This is a genomic window from Flavobacterium frigidum, assembly GCF_048286795.2.
Map to the genome: position 1 here is coordinate 71,771 of NZ_JBLVPT020000012.1, position 20,326 is coordinate 92,096.

General features: G+C 34.0%; 16 protein-coding genes. 13 read left to right on the top strand and 3 right to left on the bottom strand.

Features of this window, described 5'->3' with window-relative positions; all coding sequences use genetic code 11:
* The first annotated feature begins 27 nt into the window (after positions 1-27).
* The 4 genes from ACNQGB_RS12235 to ACNQGB_RS12250 are packed head-to-tail and all read left to right on the top strand — an operon-like array spanning position 28 to position 4,583.
* Complete coding sequence (locus ACNQGB_RS12235; protein ID WP_417946168.1) at positions 28-978, top strand: GNAT family N-acetyltransferase; 951 nt, start codon at positions 28-30, stop codon at positions 976-978.
* The gene (locus ACNQGB_RS12240; protein ID WP_417946166.1) at positions 975-2,093 is read left to right on the top strand and encodes a DegT/DnrJ/EryC1/StrS family aminotransferase; all 1,119 of its coding nucleotides are present in this window, start codon (positions 975-977) and stop codon (positions 2,091-2,093) included. The genes ACNQGB_RS12235 and ACNQGB_RS12240 overlap by 4 nt, the downstream gene beginning before the upstream one ends.
* Positions 2,081-3,088 (top strand): hypothetical protein, encoded by a 1,008-nt coding sequence (locus ACNQGB_RS12245; RefSeq protein ID WP_417946164.1) that lies wholly within the window; start codon positions 2,081-2,083, stop codon positions 3,086-3,088. The genes ACNQGB_RS12240 and ACNQGB_RS12245 overlap by 13 nt, the downstream gene beginning before the upstream one ends.
* A 1-nt stretch (position 3,089) precedes the next feature.
* Positions 3,090-4,583 (top strand): oligosaccharide flippase family protein, encoded by a 1,494-nt coding sequence (locus ACNQGB_RS12250; protein WP_417946162.1) that lies wholly within the window; start codon positions 3,090-3,092, stop codon positions 4,581-4,583.
* 221 nt (positions 4,584-4,804) lie between these two features.
* Here ACNQGB_RS12250 and ACNQGB_RS12255 read toward each other — a convergent pair whose 3' ends face one another.
* Positions 4,805-5,689, bottom strand: coding sequence for a glycosyltransferase family 2 protein (locus ACNQGB_RS12255; protein ID WP_417946160.1), 885 nt, complete (start codon positions 5,687-5,689; stop codon positions 4,805-4,807).
* Positions 5,690-5,735: 46 nt separating this feature from the next.
* Here ACNQGB_RS12255 and ACNQGB_RS12260 point away from each other — a divergent pair, with 46 nt between their 5' ends.
* From ACNQGB_RS12260 to ACNQGB_RS12270, 3 genes are read left to right on the top strand one after another with little or no spacing between them, the layout of a single operon-like run.
* Positions 5,736-6,842, top strand: coding sequence for a glycosyltransferase (locus tag ACNQGB_RS12260; protein ID WP_417946159.1), 1,107 nt, complete (start codon positions 5,736-5,738; stop codon positions 6,840-6,842).
* Between the two features lie 4 nt (positions 6,843-6,846).
* Entirely contained in the window at positions 6,847-7,251 is a 405-nt protein-coding gene (locus ACNQGB_RS12265; RefSeq protein WP_417946158.1) for a sugar 3,4-ketoisomerase, read from the top strand.
* Entirely contained in the window at positions 7,248-8,348 is a 1,101-nt protein-coding gene (locus tag ACNQGB_RS12270; protein WP_417946157.1) for a glycosyltransferase family 4 protein, read from the top strand. Before ACNQGB_RS12265 ends, ACNQGB_RS12270 begins: the two co-directional genes overlap by 4 nt.
* Here the strand turns inward: ACNQGB_RS12270 and ACNQGB_RS12275 are convergent.
* Together ACNQGB_RS12275 and ACNQGB_RS12280 are read right to left on the bottom strand one after the other, a co-directional pair.
* The gene (locus tag ACNQGB_RS12275; RefSeq protein WP_417946155.1) at positions 8,345-9,235 is read right to left on the bottom strand and encodes a glycosyltransferase family 2 protein; all 891 of its coding nucleotides are present in this window, start codon (positions 9,233-9,235) and stop codon (positions 8,345-8,347) included. The genes ACNQGB_RS12270 and ACNQGB_RS12275 overlap by 4 nt on opposite strands.
* The gene (locus ACNQGB_RS12280) at positions 9,235-9,918 is read right to left on the bottom strand and encodes a cell division ATP-binding protein FtsE (RefSeq protein WP_417946153.1); all 684 of its coding nucleotides are present in this window, start codon (positions 9,916-9,918) and stop codon (positions 9,235-9,237) included. Before ACNQGB_RS12280 ends, ACNQGB_RS12275 begins: the two co-directional genes overlap by 1 nt.
* Before the next feature lie 247 nt (positions 9,919-10,165).
* Here ACNQGB_RS12280 and ACNQGB_RS12285 point away from each other — a divergent pair, with 247 nt between their 5' ends.
* The 6 genes from ACNQGB_RS12285 to ACNQGB_RS12310 all read left to right on the top strand — a co-directional run bounded on the left by ACNQGB_RS12285 (position 10,166) and on the right by ACNQGB_RS12310 (position 20,297).
* Complete coding sequence (locus ACNQGB_RS12285; RefSeq protein ID WP_472777119.1) at positions 10,166-13,180, top strand: tetratricopeptide repeat protein; 3,015 nt, start codon at positions 10,166-10,168, stop codon at positions 13,178-13,180.
* Between the two features lie 82 nt (positions 13,181-13,262).
* Positions 13,263-14,126, top strand: a complete 864-nt coding sequence (locus ACNQGB_RS12290) for a PhzF family phenazine biosynthesis protein (protein ID WP_417946584.1) — start codon at positions 13,263-13,265, stop codon at positions 14,124-14,126.
* A gap of 46 nt (positions 14,127-14,172) precedes the next feature.
* Positions 14,173-15,975: a TonB-dependent receptor gene (locus ACNQGB_RS12295; protein WP_417946586.1), complete on the top strand. Its 1,803-nt coding sequence runs from the start codon at positions 14,173-14,175 to the stop codon at positions 15,973-15,975.
* A 179-nt stretch (positions 15,976-16,154) separates the two neighbouring features.
* The gene (locus tag ACNQGB_RS12300) at positions 16,155-16,604 is read left to right on the top strand and encodes a hypothetical protein (protein ID WP_417946588.1); all 450 of its coding nucleotides are present in this window, start codon (positions 16,155-16,157) and stop codon (positions 16,602-16,604) included.
* Positions 16,605-16,821: 217 nt separating this feature from the next.
* Complete coding sequence (gene asnB, locus ACNQGB_RS12305; protein ID WP_417946590.1) at positions 16,822-18,498, top strand: asparagine synthase B; 1,677 nt, start codon at positions 16,822-16,824, stop codon at positions 18,496-18,498.
* Positions 18,499-18,671: 173 nt separating this feature from the next.
* On the top strand, positions 18,672-20,297 hold the full coding sequence (locus ACNQGB_RS12310; RefSeq protein WP_417946591.1) for an amidohydrolase: 1,626 nt from the start codon (positions 18,672-18,674) through the stop codon (positions 20,295-20,297).
* Positions 20,298-20,326: the final 29 nt, after the last annotated feature.

Sequence of the window (20,326 nt, forward strand, 5' to 3'; positions counted from 1 at the left end):
TACTTTCACGAAGTCTAAAATTAAATAGTGAAAAACTACTCCGTAAAACAGTACCAAGAGAAGGATTATGCAAATTGGAACACCTTTATTGGTCAAGCCAAAAACGCTACCTTTTTGTTTCACCGCGATTTTATGGAATACCACAAAGATCGATTCGAAGATTTTTCTTTGATGATTTTTGAGGACGATAAACTAGTCGCTCTTTTGCCTGCAAACAGAGGTGGAAATGCCGTTTTTTCGCATCAAGGGCTTACTTATGGGGGATTGGTGTATTCAGCTAAATTAAATGGAGAAAAAGTAGCAGTAATTTTGGATTCACTTTTGTCTTTTTTGAAAGAAAATGAGATGCAAACCTTTTATTACAAACCAATTCCTTCATTTTATGTGTCAAAAGGCAATGCCGAAATTGATTTTTTCTTGATTAAGAAAGGAACACTTTTGGATCACAAAGAAATGAACTTGGCCATCAATTTAGCCACGCCATTAACCATTTCAAAAAGTAAATTAAAACATTTCAGGAGAATTGAGGAACTCGATCTCGAACTAGTCGAAGAACAGCAATTGGAGTTGTTTTGGAAAATGGTTTTAGAGCCAAGACTATTAGAAAAACACAATGCAAAGCCCGTACATACGTGGCAAGAAATTTCGGCGCTCAAAGAGAAGTTTCCGAATAATATTAGACAGTTTTCAGCTTATTATGACGGCGCAATCATTGCAGGCATTACGATTTTCGAGTCAGAAAAAGTGGTGAAATCGCAATATGGAGCCACCACAAAAAAAGGTGAGGAGATGCGCGCCTTGGATTTTCTATTCATCAATTTGATAAAAAAATACAAGAGTGAAGGCAAACTTTTTTTTGATATGGGAATTGTGAATGAGGATGATGAAAAAGGATACAATGCTGGACTTTTGAAACAAAAAGAAGAATTAGGCTGCTCTGTTTACAGTCAGGATTTTTATAAAATGAAGCTGATATGATACCATTTCTTGATTTAAAAAAAATAAACGAACCGTATGAAATTGCTTTTCAAGAAAAATTGAAAGTGGTTTTAGCTACTGGTTGGTATATTTTAGGCAATGAAGTAAAGGAATTCGAAACGAGTTTCGCTAAGTATTGCGGGACACAATATTGCATTGGTACAGGAAATGGTCTGGATGCTCTGGTTTTGATTTTTAAAGCATACATTCAGCTGGGGAAACTACAGAAAGGGGATGAAGTTATTGTTCCTGCAAACACCTATATTGCTAGTATCCTCGCTATTTTGGAGGCAGATTTAATTCCTGTTTTGGTCGAGCCAAAATTAGAAACCTACAACATCAATCCCGATCTAATTACAGAAAAAATCAACTCAAAAACCAAAGCCGTTCTTGTGGTTCATCTCTACGGACAATTGGCAGAAATGGATGCGATACATGAAATTGCTCAGGTAAATAATTTGCTAGTCATTGAAGATGCTGCTCAGGCTCACGGAGCAATCAAAAATCTAGAGTCAAAAATCTCGAATCAAAAATCAAGCGTAGCATATAGTTTTTATCCTGGGAAAAATCTTGGTGCTTTAGGAGATGCTGGCGCAGTTACCACAAATGATTTGGAGTTAGCCAAAACCATTCGATCACTTCGGAATTACGGTTCCGAAACCAAATATTACAACGATCACATTGGGCTTAATTCAAGATTAGATGAGCTTCAAGCGGCTTTTCTCAATGTGAAACTCCCTTTTTTAGATGCAGATAATGAACACCGAAAAGCAATTGCCAAACGGTATTTGATTGAAATTAAAAATGAAAAAATCATCTTGCCAACGGTATCAATTGATGAAAAGAAGCAATCCAATCACGTTTTTCACTTGTTTGTTATTCGAACTCAAAACAGAATAGATTTACAAGATTATTTGCATCAAAACGGCATACAGACGGTTATCCATTATCCAGTTCCGCCGCACAATCAAAAGGCTTTGTCATTTTTGAACCATTTGTCTTTTCCGATTACCCAAAAAATTCATGATGAAGTATTGAGTTTACCTATAAGTCCTGTTTTAACGATGGATGAGGTGACTAAAATCATTGAAAAACTGAATGAATGGACATCCTAATCAAATCATTTAATAGGCCGTATTATTTGGATAGATGTATTCAAAGTATTTATAGAAACTGTAGTGGTTTAGAGTTTAATATTAAGATTTTAGACGATGGAACACCACAAAAGTACTTGGATAAATTACAACGCAGTTTCCCTGAAACAATGATCTATAAATCGGGTTATTATGACGAAAAAGTGAAATGCACTTCAGTTGGTAAAACTCCTGCAATAACTGCAATTCCAATTGATTTATGGGTAGAAATTGCGCAAAAATCTTCGGATTATTTTATTTTGCTGGAAGATGATATGTGGTTTACTGAAAAAGTAGATTTGCAAGAATTATTATTTTCGACACAAAAAAATGGTATTCAGTTTGTAAAACTTTTTTGGCTAGGAAATCCAAAATTAATACAGAAAAAAACGATAAAAATTGCCAATAAGATTACTGTTTACAAACCAGATTTATTCATTAGAAACCCCTTTTTATACTACTGTATTTTTTATAAGTTAGATAGATTCGGTATTCGCAAAATGCTTAGGTTTTTCAAAATTAATACACTTGACAGGTTGCTAGCATATTATTCCATATATGCAGTTGCAGGTATTCTATTTCATAAAAATTATTTTTTGCAATTGTGGTCCAATCATAATAATGATGTAAACGAAGGACTCCAGCTCTATAATGCGGTGAAGTTTTACAACAGAAATAAAGAAATGTTTTTTGCGCACACAAACAACGAAGTTATGAAAACTGGCTTTTCATCCTCGGCAACTTCACAAAATAAAAACGGAGTGTTGATCGATATGTTTGCTTTTAATTTGATGTTGAATGAGGCTTGGTTTACAAATAAGTTTGATGCCATTAATAATTACCCAAACGATTTTGATGAAACCGTGATTTACGCTATTATTGGTCATCAAAACAAATTAGTTTCGAACGAGAAATGGTCCATCTGGAAAAGAGAATTCAGAAATCAATACGAATCCTTTGGTTGTAAATTGGAATAAGATGGAGCGAAATAGTAATTCTAATTCATATCAATCAATTTTAGAAGCTACTGGTGTTTTTGGTGCGATGCAATTTATCAAAATGGCTGTGAGCGTCGTTAGCTATAAATTTATTGCTGTTTTTTTAGGCCCAATTGGTATAGGAATAGTTGGACTGGTGACAAATACAATTAATATTATTTCTGCAGTTACTAGTTTTGGCATTAGCACTACCAGTGTGAGAGAAATCGCAAATGCGTCGGGAAAGCCAGACAGCGCTCAAAAAACATCTGAAACTATTTATCTAGTGCAAAAAATGGCATTGGGGATTGGTATATTTGGTACAGTATTAACAATCATATTCAGTCCTCTTCTGAGCCAACTTACTTTTGGTTCTTCAAACAAATATTATTGGTTTGTTTTTTTGTCAATCAACTTTATTTTTACCAGTTATACCGCTAGCCGCGTTGCAATATTACAAGGAATGCGGATGCTAAAAACAATCGCTATTTCTAATATAGTTTCCTCAATTTTAGTTTCAATTTGTAGTGTTGCCCTATATTATTTTTTAAGATTCGATGGGATTATATATGTCATTTTGCTGGCCAGCGCAATCAATTTGATGGTCAATATCTATTACACCAGAAATGTGCAACAGCAAGTGAATAGACTTCCTATTTCTGAAATTTGGAATAAAGCAATACCGATTTTAAAACTTGGTTTTTTATTGTCAATAAATGTTATTTTTGGGTATGTATGTACGTTTCTTATCAAGCTCTATTTAAATAATAAAGGTGCAGCATTAGAGATTGTCGGGTTTTATGAAGTTAGTACAGTTATTTTGATTTCGTACGTAGGACTGATATTTAATGCCATGGCGATCGATTTTTATCCCAGATTGACTAGCATAAACGAAAATCATTCTGAGATGAAAAATCTAGTAAATCATCAAATTGAAATTACTTTACTTTTGCTTACACCTGCCATATTGTTTCTTTATATTACAGCTCCTTACTGGATTGAATTGTTGTATTCAAAAGATTTTTTACCCGTTAATATGATTTTTAAAGCGGGGCTTTTTGCAATGATTATAAAGGCGGTAATTTGGCCACTAGGGTTTGTAATTTTGGCTAAAGGCGATAAAAAACAGTATTTTATTCAGGAATTACTAGGTGATTTTTTAAATGTAAGCTTAACCATTTTATCGTATAATTATTTTGGACTTTTAGGTATAGGACTTGCCAGTATTCTGAATTTTAGCTTGTATGGTTTTTATGTCTATCGAGTTGTGAATAAAAAATATGGATTTAGTTTCAAAGTAGCGTGTGCTAAAATTATAGTGTTTTCACTATTTGTGGGAGCTGCAAGTTGTTTATGTCTATTTTATTTTTCAAACTATACTGCGCAGATCATCATTTCTATATTGCTTGTTTTTTCGCTTGTGTATTCGTTTCGAGGAATTAATAAGCGGGTGGGATTGAGAAATTACTATTTGAAAATTAAAAATAAATTTTGACCTCGAGTAGTAATTTAAAATCTTCACACAATTAACGATAGCTACCTGATTGAAGTTTTTTACATCTACAAAACTCAAAAAAAGTCTAAAATTGAAAGTATAATAATTGTATGCAAATCGAACTTTGCTCAGCAGTCCTATTTAATTGAATGAACGCGTTTTGATAGAATCAAAATACTAGGAAACAAAATCGGTTAAATCAGTATCTAAAAAAATTGTAATTATAGTCTTAGCTTTATCGCAAGTAAACTATATTTCAAGAGCAGCATGTAATCGGCTGTTTTACAGGCTAAAATCAGTTCAAAATGAATTCGTTTTAAAACAGCTTTATTCTCTTTTTTTGTTTTGTTAAGTGCAATTGCCTTTTTTAGAATTAAATAAGTAGAGTGGTTTATTTTTCGGCCTCGAGCATCATTTTTCTTAAAAAAATGGGTTCCTAATGAATTTTCAACCGTCCTTTTTTGAATTAAAATGGCATCAATAAAATCGAAATCATACATTCGAGATGTGCGAATCCAAAAATCTAAATCTTCATAAGCCAGCGACTCGTCATAACCATTTAAAGAATCAAACACTGATTTTTTTACCATCGATGAAACCGAGCACATACAATCACCACCACTAAGAATGGATTCGTAAATATCACCCGTGAGTCTGGAAGTTACTACTTTTTTAAGATGGTTTACAGGGAAATAATAAGAATCAAAAACTCCTTTTTCAGTGATTAATGCAGCATTGCCATAGACAACACCAAGGTTTTTATAAGCTGTATTTTTATAAGCATTTATTTGTGAGCTCACACAATGTGGCAATAAAACATCATCAGCCGCCAAGTCAATGATGAATTCACCTTGGGCTTTTTTCAAGGCTTTATTGAACGATTTCGTGCTTCCTAAATTAAAGTCGTTTGCAATAAATTGAATTTTCGGGAAATCAAGTTGCCATTTTTCGATTACTGCTCTCGAGTTATCTGTACTACAATCATCAACAATGATCAGTTCTATACAAGGATAATCTTGATTAATTACTGAAAACAAACTCTCCAAGATATAATCCTGCTGATTGTAACATAAGCAAATAATGGTGACCAATGGATTGACTTGCATATTTTTTTAAAAGAGTTATATTTGATACGAAAATAAGAAATCGATAATGATATTGCCCAACAAAAAAATTAAAATTGCTTTAATTGGTTATCGATTAAGTATTGGCGGAGCCGAAAAGGTGATGGCCACACTGTCTCATTTTTTTGAAAAACAAGGATTAGAGGTTCATAATATTATCGTTCTCGATTCCGTATCGTATGCCTATTCCGGGAAATTAGTTAATTTAGGTAAGCAGAAAAATGCATCCAACAACTTTTTTAATAAATGGAAACGGTTCACTTTTCTTAGAAAATGCCTAGTCGAAAACCAATTTGATTTCATTATCGATTTCCGATTTAGAGTAAAACCCATTCAAGAAGTGCTCATTGCAAAGTGGCTTTATAAAACGAAAACTATTTTTACTGTTCATAGTTTTCTAATAGATCATTACCTGCCAAATTGGACTTTTCTTAGCCGCTTTATGTACGGAGATTGTTATAAAATAGTCAGTATTTCGGATGAATCCAAAGCATTAATACAGAATAAACACCAGTTAAAAAATGTTATCCGAATTTATAATCCAATTGATATTGATGAAATTACCCTAAAAAGCAAAGAGAAAAGTGAGCTTGAATTTGATTGTATTATTAGCATGGGCCAAATGGAAACCAACATCAAACAATTTGATAAATTGATTGAAGCATATTCCAAATCTATTTTACCAAAAACCGGTATTCATTTGGTTTTGCTGGGCGATGGAGAACAAATGCAAATGCTCTTAAATGTGGCCAAAACAAGAAATGTAGTTGATAAAGTACATTTTTTGGGCTACCAGGACAATCCATTTAAATATTTAAAAAAGGCGCGATTTTTTGTTTTAAGTAGTTTGTATGAAGGTTTGCCCAATGTTATTCTAGAATCTTTGGCTTGCGAAACACCAGTCGTAGCTTTTGATTGTTCATCTGGACCACGCGAAATGATTCAGCATAAGGAAAATGGATTGTTGGTTGCAAACCAAGATGTTGAAAAACTTGCTGAAGCAATGAATTTATTGGTAGAAGATGAAAATTTATATCGATATTGCAAGCAAAATGCATTGCAAAGTGTGCAATCTTTTTCGGTTTCAAGTATCGGAAAACAATGGTTGGATCTTATGAAAATTAGCTTAAAATAGAACTATGACTACACTCAGAGACATACAGCTGTTGCAAATTCCTGTTGTAGAGGATAGGCGTGGGAATTTAGCATTTATTCAAGAGGATATTGTGCCATTTGAATTTAAGCGCGTGTACTACCTTTTTGATGTGCCTAGCAATTCGTTTAGAGGCGGTCATTCGCACATCAATCAATCCGCAGTATTAATCGCTTTGAGCGGCAGTTTTGAAGTAATTTTAAATGATGGAACAGAGAAAAAATCATTTCTACTGAACAAACCTAATATTGGGTTGTATATCCCAACGGGAATTTGGAGAGAATTAGATAATTTTTCTTCGGGAGCAGTGTGTTTGGTTTTGGCTTCTGATGTATATGACGAAGAAGATTATATTCGGGATTTTGATCAGTTTATGATTTCAAAAAAATGAAACTTTTATACATTGTTCCCAACATAAATAACGAAGGTGGTGTAGCCAGAGTCCTTTCAGTAAAAGCAAATTATCTTGTTGAAAAATTGGGATATGAAGTTTATATTCTGACTCAAAACGAAGGTTTTTCTCCGTTGTTCTATACTTTTAATTCCAATATTATTTTTCACGATATAGTTTTAAAAGGAAACTTATATCAGTTTTTAAATTCTTTTTCGAAGGGATTAAAAACTAAAATTAATACCATTCAGCCCGATGTCATTGTCGTTTGTGATAATGGTTTGAAAGCATATTTGATTCCTTTTATTTTAAAAAATAAAATTCCTCTTGTGTTAGAAATGCACAGTTCTAAGTTTATCGAGGAAAGAGAATTAAAGGATAATTTCCTGACGAAAGTCATATCTAATGGTATTAGCATTTTTAAAAAAGCAGGAATACATAAATACGATCGATTTGTTGTTTTAACTAGCGAAAACATTGCTGAATGGAATATTAAAAATACAATTGTTATACCTAATCCTTTATGGTTTACTCCTCGTAAAACCAGTGCTTTAGAAAATAAAAAAGCTATTGCCGTAGGAAGGCACACGTATGAAAAAGGATTTGATAGATTGTTACAAATCTGGAAAAAAGTAGTTGTGAAGCACCCCGATTGGATTTTGGAAATTTACGGTAAAGCCGCAGGAAACCTCGATTTAAAATCATTGGCCGAAAACCTAAAGGTGTCGAATAATGTTGTTTTTCATAAACCAGTTCAAGATATTGAACATAAATATGTAGAAGCTTCATTTTATCTGATGACATCTCGATTTGAAGGTTTTGGAATGGTGTTAATCGAGGCCATGGCATCTGGATTGCCTTGTGTAGCTTATGATTGTCCGTGTGGGCCGAGAGGTGTTTTAACTCATGGCAAAGATGGATTTTTAATTGAAAACGGTAACGAGATGGATTATGTAAATGCAGTCGAGACTTTAATCGAGAATATAAAATTAAGAGAAGAAATGGGCGAAAAGGCAAAAGTGTCCAGTGAAAAATACCAGGTCGATTCTATTATGGAAACTTGGGATCAGTTATTTATCGGACTCAAAAAGAATTAATTTTTTTGTTGTAATGAGCATAAATAGCCCACTCGAAACCAATTAAAAACAAATAAATTAGGATATTTCCCAGTCAGATTTTTAATAAAAAATGATTCGAAAACGGAATGTAATTTTGAAATAATATAAGTAAGTCTTGTTCTGTTTAAAAAATGATACAATTGAATCAGTCTCACAAATTCAATATCAATTTTTTCTTCTTCGTACAGTGAAATCAAATTCTCCAAAGACGCTTTGGTCTTATTCAAATAAACGAGATTAGTATCAATATCTCCATGTTCAACTGGGTTTTCTGTGTGATTTACTTTGCATTTTAGCAAGCTTATCTCGAACGCCAATTGCGTATCATCGTGACCGTATTTCTTGCTGTTCGTGTCAAATTTTATTTTGTTGAAAAGCACTTTTTTGATTACAGTATTGTTGAAAAGTAGCGATTGATACGTTTTTTTCTTCCGGTTTGGTGCAGATTTGTCCTCAATAAATTTTCCGTATTTCCAACGTAGTTTTTGATGGTTAGAAGGACATTTTTCAGGATGCAACCTTCCGCCATAAACAACATCAAAATCCTGAAGAGTTTCAACGTATTTTTTTATGAAATTGTCATGAATAATTATAGAGTCCCCATCGATAAAAAGCAAATAATCAAATTTTGCTTGTGCGGCAAGGGAATTTCGGTTTGCGCGATGTGCTAGATTTTCTTTTAAAGAGACAAAACTACAATTAGACAGTTCGTTTACGTGTTCATTGAAAGCGTTTAAACTTGAATTAGAAGCGTCGTCTTGGCAAAGAATTTCAAAATCTATTCCGCAATCCGTACATTGTTTGTGCAACGCTACAACAAGAGGAAACACATTGTAATTGTATATTGGAACAAGAATAGAAAGCATTATGCCGTTCGTTGAACTACTTCAAAGATTTTAGCATCTTCACATTTTAATGTTTTTGAAGGGAATTTCATCAACAAAGCATAATCATGCGTCGCCATAATAATGGTTTTTCCGTTGGCATTGATTTTCTTTAAAACCTCCAACACTTCGGCACTGGTTTGTGGATCAAGGTTTCCAGTTGGTTCATCAGCAAGGATTAATTCGGGGTCGTTCAGCAAAGCACGTGCAATAGCCACCCGTTGTTGTTCTCCTCCAGAAAGTTGATGTGGCATTTTTTTACCAAAATCTTTCATCCCCACTTTATTCAATACTTCTTCAATTTTATTTTGCATTTCTGTGATGTCTGTCCATCCAGTTGCTTTCAATACAAAAAGCATATTAGCATCTACGGTGCGATCAGGAAGTAATTTGAAATCTTGAAAAACGATTCCAATTTTACGTCTTAAAAACGGAATGTCATCTTCTTTTAGCGTTGCTAAATCATAGTCTACAATGTGTCCTTCTCCTTCAGTCAAAGGTAAATCAGCATATAATGTTTTCATTAAACTACTTTTTCCAGAGCCTGTTTTCCCTATAATGTATAGAAATTCTCCGTGTTTAACCTCTAAATTTACTTCTGATAAAATAGATTTTCCTTCTTGATATATCGTTACATTTTTTAGAGACAGTACAGCTTGTGACATAATTTACATTTGTTTATTGGGTAAAAGTAATAAGATAACGGTTCTATTCAAAATAAATTCTGTTCTATGAGACACAATTTAGAAAATTATGGATAATATGCCAAAGCAGTTGCATTTACAGGGCGAAATCGCTGTGTGTGGAAAGTTAAATTCTACCGTGTTAAAAAAAATGTTTATAATAAAAACCAATAACGATTCGTTATAGACTGCAGAATATGATACATTTGAATTATTAAAATAAATTACAATGCGTAAAATTTCTTGGCTCTATTTTATATCGATTTTCATGGTCACTGTGGCTGTTTCGGCACAAAAATCTATGATATATACTCACGATTCTAAAGATTTTAACAAAGCAGTAGCGTTATTTAAGGATGATCAATATGCCTCTGCGCAAATCATTTTCAATAAAGTAAAGGAAACTGCGACTACCGAAGAGCTAAAATCGGATTGTGCATATTATGCCGCCAATTGTGCCATTCGAACCAATCAATCCAATGCAGATGAGTTGATGGAGCAATTTGTCACGGAATATCCTACAAGTGTCAAGCAAAATCAGGCTTACATTGAGGTGGCGCATTTTCATTTTAGCCAGGGGGATTATCCGCAAGCACTGCAATGGTTTGATAAAGTAGATGAAAGTAGTTTGAGCAGATCAGACTTAGACAAATTCAATTTCCAGAAAGGTTATAGTTTTTTTAATGCCAAAAAGAAAAAAGAAGCAATCGTTTATTTGAACAAAGTCGTAAACTCAGCAGAATATGGTTCTCAGGCTAAGTATTATCTGGGATTTATGGCTTATGAAGGCGATGATTACAAGCAAGCTACCAAGTATTTTGATGAAGTTTCAGGGGAAGAAAAATACAAAGAAAAGCTATCGTACTATCAAGCGGATATGAATTTTAAGTTGGGGAATTTTCAAAAAGCGATCGATTTAGGACAGAAAGCAATGGCAAAATCGACACCTTTAGAAAAATCTGAACTGAGTAAAATCATTGGTGAAAGCTATTTTAATTTAAAGCAATATGATACATCCATTCCATATTTAGTAGCTTACAAAGGAAAAAAAGGAAAGTGGAACAATACAGATTTTTACCAATTGGGCTATGCGCATTACAAACAAAAAGATTATGAAAGTGCCATCGCGCAATTCAATAAAATCATTGGCGGTAAAGATTTTGTAGCGCAGAATGCGTATTATCATTTGGGAGAAAGTTATCTCAATACCGATAAGAAACAACAAGCTCTGAATGCTTTTAAAAATGCTTCGGAAATGGAGTTTGATTTGGCCATTCAAGAAGATGCCAGTTTGAATTATGCTAAATTAAGTTATGAATTAGGAAATTCGTATCAAAGTGTACCAGCTGTTTTACAATCTTTTTTGAAAAAATATCCAGAAAATTCAAGCCGTACTGAGGTTGAAAAGCTATTAATTGATTCCTATATTTCTTCTAAAAATTACAAAGAAGCATTAGTTTTATTAGAAAAAAATAAATCACCAGCAAATAAATTAGCGTATCAAAAAGTGCTTTTTTATCGTGGTTTAGAATTGTACACGGACGAAAATTATCAGGAAGCCTTGAAAATGTTTTCGAAATCGATAGTCGAACAAAAAGATCCAATTTTCACTGCTCGTGCTACGTTCTGGAAAGGAGAAACAGAGTATGTGTTAAGTGAATTCAAAGAAGCGTTGTTGAGTTTTAAGCAGTTTATTGGTGCAAGCCAAGCCAGCACCACGCCAGAATTTAAAAACAGTAATTACAATATTGCGTATACGTATTTTAAATTAAAAGAATATGAGCAAGCGGGAAATTATTTCCAAAACCAAATAGAAAAAGCGCCTTCTGATAAAGTACGTTTGAATGATTCGTATTTGCGGTTAGCCGATTGCCGTTTTGTGACTACAAAATATGCTGCAGCAATGGATGCGTATACTAAAGTGATTGAGTCTAAAAGTGTAGATGCGGATTATGCGTATTTCCAAAAAGCTATTTCTTATGGTTTTATGTCTAAAAATGACAAGAAAATTGACGAGATAAATGCTTTTTTACAACTGTATCCAAAATCAGAATACAGAGACGATGCACTTTTTGAATTGGCCAATACCTACGTTGCCGAAAATCAAAATGACCTTGCGGTAAAAACGTACGACAGGTTAAATACGGAATTCAAAAAAGGTTCTTTCACTTCCAGAGCTATTTTGCGTCAAGGGTTAGTGTATTACAACACAGACAAAGATGATCAAGCATTAGCCAAATTTAAAAAAGTGGCAGCTGATTTTCCGCGAACTCCAGAAGCGCTTGAAGCAGTTGCAACCGCGCGATTGATTTATGTAGACAATGGCAGAGTAGATGAATATGCAACTTGGGTTCGAACCTTAGATTTTGTAGCTGTAACCGATGCTGAATTAGATAATGACACCTATCAAGGCGCCGAAAAACAATTTCAACAAAACAACACCAAGCAAGCCATAGCGGGATTTAACGGATATATAAATCAGTTTCCTCGCGGAATTCATGCTCTGCAGGCGAATTATTATTTAGCACAACTGCATTATGCTGAAGGTGCTGAGAGTAAATCAATTCCTAATTATGAATATGTGATTGCGCAATCCAGAAGTGAATTTACAGAACAATCGTTGTTGCGATTGGCCCAAATTTCCCTTAAAAATAAGGAATATGAAAAAGCAATTCCGGTTTTAATTCGATTGGAAAACGAGGCAGACCTTGCTCAAAATAAAACATTCGCACAATCAAATTTGATGAAATCCTATTATGATAAAAAAGATTATGCTAATTCTGGTATTTATGCAGAAAAGGTTTTAATAAATCCTAAAACAGATAGCAATGTAAAAAGTGATGCTCAAATTATCATCGCGCGTGCCGCAATTGAGACTGGTGATGAAGATAAAGCGAAAGTAGCTTACGCCAAATTAATGACGATTGCCAAAGGCGAATTAGCTGCTGAAGCCCTGTATTATGACGCTTATTTCAAAAATAAAGACGAGAAATTTGAAGCTTCTAACACAGCAGTTCAAAAGTTAGCAAAGAGTTATTCTAGCTATAAATATTTCGGAGCCAAAGGATTAGTCTTAATGGCCAAGAATTTTTACGGATTGAAAGACAGTTATCAAGCAACTTATATTTTAGAAAATGTCATTCAAAATTTCACTGATTTTTCAGATGTGGTTGCCGATGCTCAAAAAGAACTGGACAGAATTAAAATGGAAGAATCCAAAACGAATTCATCTATTACTAAGTAGGACGTTTGGGAATTACATTCAAAAAAAACAAATAGAATAGGCATATATTTTTTAAAATTATCCAAGCCAAAAAACAAAGAGAATGAATCTACCTTTTTATATCGTTGATGTTTTTACAGAAAATAAATACGCAGGCAATCAACTGGCTGTTTTCTTAGATGCACATTCTTTAAGTACTGAACAGATGCAGCTAATTGCGCGCGAAATCAACTTTGCAGAAAGCACTTTTATTGCAAAACTTGATGGTCAAAAGTGCGCAGCTACGATTCGCATATTCACGCCAGAACATGAAATGCAATTTGCTGGACATCCCATTATAGGAACTTCATGGGTTTTGATGAATAAAATATTCGAAAATAAACCAGATAAAATTACAATTTCCGTTCCCGTAGGTGAAATTCCAGTACGTCAAGTGGGAGATTTGGTATGGTTACAAGCTGCTCAACCTCAGTTTTTGGATACTTTTTCAAAGGAAGATTTCACGACTTTCAGCAACTTAAGTAGTACTGATTTTGAGGATGCATTTCCTATTCAGGAAGTGACTACAGGAAGTGCTTTTGTAATTGTTCCTCTCAAAAATATAAAGGCATTAGAGCGTTTAATTATCGATAAGGATAAAATGAACAATTGGATGCAGGCAAATTGTAAAACCAGTCACAGAGCCTTGTATTTTTATTGTTTAGAAGATGCTAAACTCAGTAGTAGGATGCTTTGTGTCGAGAACAATCAACTGATAGAAGATGCAGCTACTGGTAGTGCCAGTACGTGTTTGCAGGCTTTTCTTTTAAAATATCATGCGTTAGACATTCAAATTACCAATCATCAGGGGGAATACATCAACAGACCGTCACAAATTTATTTTGATGGAAAATTGACTAATAATGATTTTGATATCAATATCGGCGGTAAATCGCAATTTATTGCAAAAGGCGAATGGGAAGTTTAAAAAATAAGATGAGAAGCATTAGAAATAAGAAGTAAAAAAATAAAACATGACAGTTAAACAATTAAACATAAAATCATTCACAAATACAGCAGTAACGTTTACGGCTCCTTTCCCTTCGGGAAGTGTTGGATTGGGGATTTTATTTCTTTTATTTTTCCAATTTTCGTTTGCACAAAAGAAAGAGCAAATAGGAACCGAAACTGTAAATGTAGTAAAACCGTACACGCCAAAAATTTCGGATGCTTTTAAACCAAAAGAAATTCCGGAACTCGATGAAGAGGAAACGGCCCAAAAAGAAAAGATTAAGTATACCATTTTCTCTTTTCCTGTAGCTTCTACTTTTACACCTTCTAAAGGAAAAGCAGAAGGAGTAGAAAAAGAAAAACAAGCACTTTTATATAAAAATTATGCCACATTTGGGGTGGGGAATTATGGAACTTTTATTGGGGAGTTATTTGTAAATCATGATATCAGTAACACAGATTATATAGGAGGCATGTTTCGCCATCATTCTTCCGAAGGCGGAATACAAAATGTGGCACTTGACAATCGCTTTTATGATACTTCACTAGATTTGATGTATGGTTCCAATCAAAGAGACGTATCCTGGAATTTAGACTTAGGATATCAAAATCAAATATACAATTGGTACGGATTGCCAACTTATTTTGGGAGTAGTTTAACGCCACAAGATAAAGCGACTTTGATTAATAGTATCAGGCCGCAGCAAACGTATGGAACGTTATCATTAGGCGGTAATATTGGTTTTAACGAAAGTATTTTAAACAAAGCAAGCTTTATGTATCATCACTTTTCGGATGCTTCAGGAACTTCTGAAAACCGATTTTATGCAAAGTCAACGGTAACATTTGATGTTATGGAAAGTGCCGTAAAAACAAATATTATTGTTGATTATGTGGGCGGAAGTTTCAAGAATAATTATTCTAAAACAAATACGGAGCGTGTAAAATATGGTTTTACCAATTTTGGAATTGTTCCGAGTTTTGTGATGAAAGAGGACGATTGGACGCTAAATATTGGAGCTGGTTTGTTTTACAGTATGGATAACGTGAACAGCAATAATAAATTTTTAATATATCCGAAGTTCAACGCATCGTATAAAGTGGTTGGCGATTTGATGATTTTTTATGCTGGTGCCGAAGGAAATTTAGAACAGAACTCCTATATGGACTTTGTAAATGAAAATCCATTTGTATCGCCAACATTAACAGTCGCACCTACAGACAAGCAATATGATATTTTTGCAGGATTAAAAGGTAAATTGACTAATACAGTAAGTTATAATGTCAAAGCGTCCTATGTAAACGAAAGAAATAAAGCCTTGTTTCGAAGCAATGATTATGCAGCAAATGCCGATTATGCTTATGGGAATTCTTTTCAAGTAGTGTACGATGACATGTTAACGTTGCGTTTTTATGGGGAGCTAAAAGCTGATTTTTCTGAAAATGTATCTTTTGGGATCAACGGAACTTTTAGTAGTTATACGAATGATGTACAACAAGAAGCTTGGAATTTGCCTACGATTCAAGTGGGTTCTAATTTGGATGTATCCATAACTAAAAAATGGTTTGCAGGTGCTAATCTTTTTTATGTTGGCGAGCGAAAAGATTTTACAGTATTGGCATTTGAACCGGCGTATATAGAGGGAACTGCGACTTTAAAATCATATTTTGATGTCAATGCAAATGTTGGATTTAAATACAGTGATCGATTGACTGCTTTTGCCAGAGCCAATAATATCACTAATAATGCCTACCAAAAATGGCAAAATTATCCAGTGCAAGGATTTCAAGTGATTTTGGGAGTGAACTATAAATTTGATTTCTAATCTTTTTACGTAACCACCAAGTTCACAAAGAAAGCGCAAAGACCACAAAAGAATATTTAAGATTTTAGGTTAATCTTTTGCCTTTATTGGTTAAATTTTTTTAAGTATCGAAATACAATTAAAAAAAACTTCGTGAAGATTGTGCTTTCTTTGTGAACTTTGTGGTTAAACTTTAATAAATGACTTTCAAACAAAAAATACATACCCATTATTTGCAATTAGTTCAGGATCGGATCGATGTTTTTAAAGATATGATTGTGGCCCTAACCGAAGATTCTAAGAACGATGCCAAAGGTTCTGCCGGAGACAAACACGAAACCGCTTTGTCAATGATGCATATTGAGCAGGAAAAACTCAATCGTAAATTGAGAGAAGTATTGGATCAAAAAACAGTTTTAGACAAAATTGATGCTACTACAATTGCTGAGACTATTATTGTCGGGAGTTTGGTCAAAGCAAACGGAATTTATTTATACTTAAGTGTCGCACTTCCAAAAATTGCTGTTGATGGTATCAATGTTATCGCATTATCACCTCAATCTCCCTTAGGAAATAAACTGATGGGCAATCAAGAAGGTTTTACTTTTGAAATTAATGGTACAAAGTATTTAGTGGAGGAAATTAAATAAGAACTAAACACTTCATTATCGACTAGATTCGGATATCATTTTTAATATCTGCAACTTCATGTTGCTCCTTGTTCATTTTAAATTACATTTTAGATACAAATACTATTTTTTGATTATCATTTATAACCAAAAATAGTATTTATGTTTTTCAATTAGAACTATAACGCCACCTTTGCTTTATCAAAATAAATAAATTTTTTTAAAAAAATATAGCGTTATGTGTGGAATAGTATGTGCCTTTGACCTCAAACAAAAAGCGGATGTTTTGAGACCGCAAGTATTAGAAATGTCTAAAATTATTCGTCATCGTGGACCAGATTGGAGTGGAATTTTTAGTAATGAAAAAGCGATTTTATCTCATGAGCGTTTGGCTATTGTAGATCCAGCTTCGGGAAAACAACCTTTACTCAGTGAAGATAAACAATTGGTTTTAGCAGCAAACGGTGAAATTTACAACCACAGAGAATTGCGTAAACAATTTGAAGGCAAGTACAAATTCCAAACCGAAAGTGATTGCGAAGTAATTTTAGCTTTGTACAAAGAAAAAGGACCTCATTTCATAGATGAAATGAATGGGATTTTTGGATTTGCTATTTACGATGTAGAGAAAGATGAGTATTTTGTTGCTCGGGATCACATGGGAATTATTCCATTATATATTGGTTGGGATGAGCACGGAACTTTTTATGTGGCTTCTGAGTTGAAAGCGCTAGAAGGATATTGTACAAAGATCCAATTGTTTCCTCCCGGACATTATATGACAAGCAAAGACGGGGAATTTGTACAATGGTATAAAAGAGAATGGATTGATTATGATGCCGTAAAGGATAATGAAACAAACATTCAAGATATAAAAGTAGCTCTCGAAGCTGCGGTTCATAGACAATTGATGAGTGATGTGCCTTATGGTGTTTTACTTTCAGGAGGATTAGATTCTTCTATTACTTCGGCTGTAGCCAAAAAATATGCACAAAAACGTATCGAATCTGGGGATATTGCTGATGCTTGGTATCCACAATTGCACTCTTTCTCTGTTGGTTTAGAAGGTTCTCCAGATTTAGCCGCTGCACAAATTGTTGCTGATCATATTGGAACGATTCACCACGAAATTAAATTCACTATACAAGAAGGCTTAGATGCGGTTAAAGATGTGATTTACAATTTAGAAACTTATGATGTGACTACCATTAGAGCCTCGACACCCATGTGGTTAATGGCGAGAGTGATCAAATCAATGGGGATCAAAATGGTATTGTCGGGTGAAGGAGCAGATGAACTTTTTGGAGGATATTTGTATTTCCACAAAGCGCCAAACGCAAGGGAATTTCATGAAGAAAACGTACGCAAATTAGGGAAATTGCACATGTATGACTGTTTACGTGCTAATAAAAGTTTAGCAGCATGGGGAATTGAAGGGCGAGTTCCGTTTTTAGATAAAGAATTCATGGATGTGGCGATGCGCATCAATCCACAAGATAAAATGATTAATGCAGAACATCCAATGGAAAAATGGGTCGTTCGTAAAGCTTTTGAAGAGATGTTGCCGCCAAGTGTAGCTTGGAGACAAAAAGAACAATTTAGTGATGGTGTTGGATACGGATGGATCGATACCTTGAAAGCTACAGTTGCTGTTGAAATTTCTGATGAACAATTAGCCAATGCAAAATATAAATTTCCTTTACAAACTCCTACATCAAAAGAGGAATATTACTACCGTTCTATTTTTCATGAACATTTTCCGAGTGATGCCGCAGCTTTGTGCGTACCACAAGAAGCAAGTGTAGCGTGCAGTACAAAAATTGCTTTAGAATGGGATGAAGCCTTCAAAAACATGAACGATCCTTCCGGAAGAGCAGTCACGAGTGTGCATGATGATGCGTATGTGAAAGCATAAACAGCAAAAAAATCAGAATTTTATAAATAGACGAACGCTCTCTTATTTGAGGGCGTTTTTTTATAGTAGTAATCATAATGGTCAAGTTAAGAATTCAAAAATTTCTTTTAATTCCGTTTGTTTAAAATAATTCGGTTCAGTTTTTTTATATTAGCCTAACTAAATTTTTTATTATGAAATCTATTTCACTCTACCTAGCTTTAATTTTGATGATCTCCTGTGATCAAAAAAATAAAATTTCTGTCGATACTATAATTACTGATGCAACAATTTACTCAGTAAACAACTCTTTTCAGGAGTTTTCTGCAATGGCTATTGATAAAGGAAAAATTGTAGCTATTGGTTCAAATAGTGACATATCAAAACAATACGAATCTAAAAATACAATCGATGGGGATGGCAAGTTTATTTATCCAGGATTAATTGATGCGCATTGCCATTTTTACAGCTATGGATTAAGCTTGCAAGAAGCTGATTTGCGCGGTACTAAAAGTATGGCTGAAATCGTTAGCCGTTTGCAAGCATTTCAAAAGGATAAAAAACCAACTTTTATTGTGGGTAACGGCTGGGATCAAAACGATTGGCAAGTAAAAAAGTATCCTACAAAAGCCGATTTAGATGCGGCATTTCCTGATATTCCAGTTGTTTTAAATAGGGTAGATGGTCACGCTATTATTGTAAACAGTAAAGCCTTGCAGATGGCGGGTATTACAAAAAACACGAATGCTGATGGTGGTCAAATAGAAATTGCAAATGGAGAGCCAACAGGAATTTTAGTGGATAATCCGATGGAATTGGTTTTTAAAATAATTCCAAAACCAACACGAAAAATACAAATAGCAGCTTTATTAGATGCTGAAAAAGTAATGTTCGATTATGGATTAACTACTGTAAACGATGCTGGTTTAGATCCAGATATCATCAACCTAATGGATAGTTTGCAAAAAGCAAAATTAATGAAGTTGAACGTATATGCTATGATCACAGCCAACCAAAAGAATATTGATTTGTACCTTAAAAAAGGAATTTACAAAACAGATAATTTGAATGTACGTTCATTCAAGATGTACGGCGATGGTGCACTGGGTTCGCGTGGCGCTTGTATGCACAAACCATATTCGGATAAACCAGATCAATATGGTGCTTTGTTGGCGCCAATTTCAGGATTAAAAGATGTGGCCATGCAAATTGCAGCTTCAAAATTTCAATTGAATACGCACGCTATTGGAGATTCAGCTAACACAGTGATTTTGAAGATTTACAGCAAAGCTTTGGCTGGAACCAAAGACCGCAGATGGAAAATTGAGCACGCTCAAGTGTTGCGAGAAGTAGATTTTGATTATTTTAAATTCGGAATTATTCCCTCGGTACAGCCTACTCATGCTACATCAGATATGTATTGGGCTGAAGACAGATTGGGAAAAAAAAGGTTAAAAAATGCCTATGCGTATAAAAAATTGCTACAAAAAGCGGGGACTATTGCATTGGGAACTGATTTTCCGGTTGAGGAAGTGAACCCGATGCTTACTTTTCATGCAGCAGTAGCTAGAAAAGATACAAAAGAATATCCAAAAGGTGGTTTTCAAATGGAAAATGCGCTTTCAAGAGCAGAGACTTTGAGAGGAATGACACTGTGGGCGGCGTATTCTAATTTTGAAGAAAAAGAAAAAGGAAGTCTGGAAGTAGGTAAATGGGCTGATTTTGTGATGTATGATCAAGATTTGATGAAAGTAGAAGAGAATAAAATAGTTAAAATGAAACCTACAGCAACCTATTTAAAAGGTCAGAAAGTGAAATAAGGTGGTAAGAAAGATTTTATCTTCTTATT

What these genes read in the sequence shown, in the direction of transcription:
- ACNQGB_RS12240 (WP_417946166.1), top strand. Translation starts at nt 975, where the DNA reads ATGATACCATTTCTTGATTTAAAAAAAATAAACGAACCGTATGAAATT.
- ACNQGB_RS12245 (WP_417946164.1), top strand. Translation starts at nt 2,081, where the DNA reads ATGGACATCCTAATCAAATCATTTAATAGGCCGTATTATTTGGATAGA.
- ACNQGB_RS12250 (WP_417946162.1), top strand. Translation starts at nt 3,090, where the DNA reads ATGGAGCGAAATAGTAATTCTAATTCATATCAATCAATTTTAGAAGCT.
- ACNQGB_RS12255 (WP_417946160.1), bottom strand. Translation starts at nt 5,689, where the DNA reads ATGCAAGTCAATCCATTGGTCACCATTATTTGCTTATGTTACAATCAG.
- ACNQGB_RS12260 (WP_417946159.1), top strand. Translation starts at nt 5,736, where the DNA reads ATGATATTGCCCAACAAAAAAATTAAAATTGCTTTAATTGGTTATCGA.
- ACNQGB_RS12265 (WP_417946158.1), top strand. Translation starts at nt 6,847, where the DNA reads ATGACTACACTCAGAGACATACAGCTGTTGCAAATTCCTGTTGTAGAG.
- ACNQGB_RS12270 (WP_417946157.1), top strand. Translation starts at nt 7,248, where the DNA reads ATGAAACTTTTATACATTGTTCCCAACATAAATAACGAAGGTGGTGTA.
- ACNQGB_RS12275 (WP_417946155.1), bottom strand. Translation starts at nt 9,235, where the DNA reads ATGCTTTCTATTCTTGTTCCAATATACAATTACAATGTGTTTCCTCTT.
- ACNQGB_RS12280 (WP_417946153.1), bottom strand. Translation starts at nt 9,918, where the DNA reads ATGTCACAAGCTGTACTGTCTCTAAAAAATGTAACGATATATCAAGAA.
- ACNQGB_RS12285 (WP_472777119.1), top strand. Translation starts at nt 10,166, where the DNA reads ATGCGTAAAATTTCTTGGCTCTATTTTATATCGATTTTCATGGTCACT.
- ACNQGB_RS12290 (WP_417946584.1), top strand. Translation starts at nt 13,263, where the DNA reads ATGAATCTACCTTTTTATATCGTTGATGTTTTTACAGAAAATAAATAC.
- ACNQGB_RS12295 (WP_417946586.1), top strand. Translation starts at nt 14,173, where the DNA reads ATGACAGTTAAACAATTAAACATAAAATCATTCACAAATACAGCAGTA.
- ACNQGB_RS12300 (WP_417946588.1), top strand. Translation starts at nt 16,155, where the DNA reads ATGACTTTCAAACAAAAAATACATACCCATTATTTGCAATTAGTTCAG.
- asnB (WP_417946590.1), top strand. Translation starts at nt 16,822, where the DNA reads ATGTGTGGAATAGTATGTGCCTTTGACCTCAAACAAAAAGCGGATGTT.
- ACNQGB_RS12310 (WP_417946591.1), top strand. Translation starts at nt 18,672, where the DNA reads ATGAAATCTATTTCACTCTACCTAGCTTTAATTTTGATGATCTCCTGT.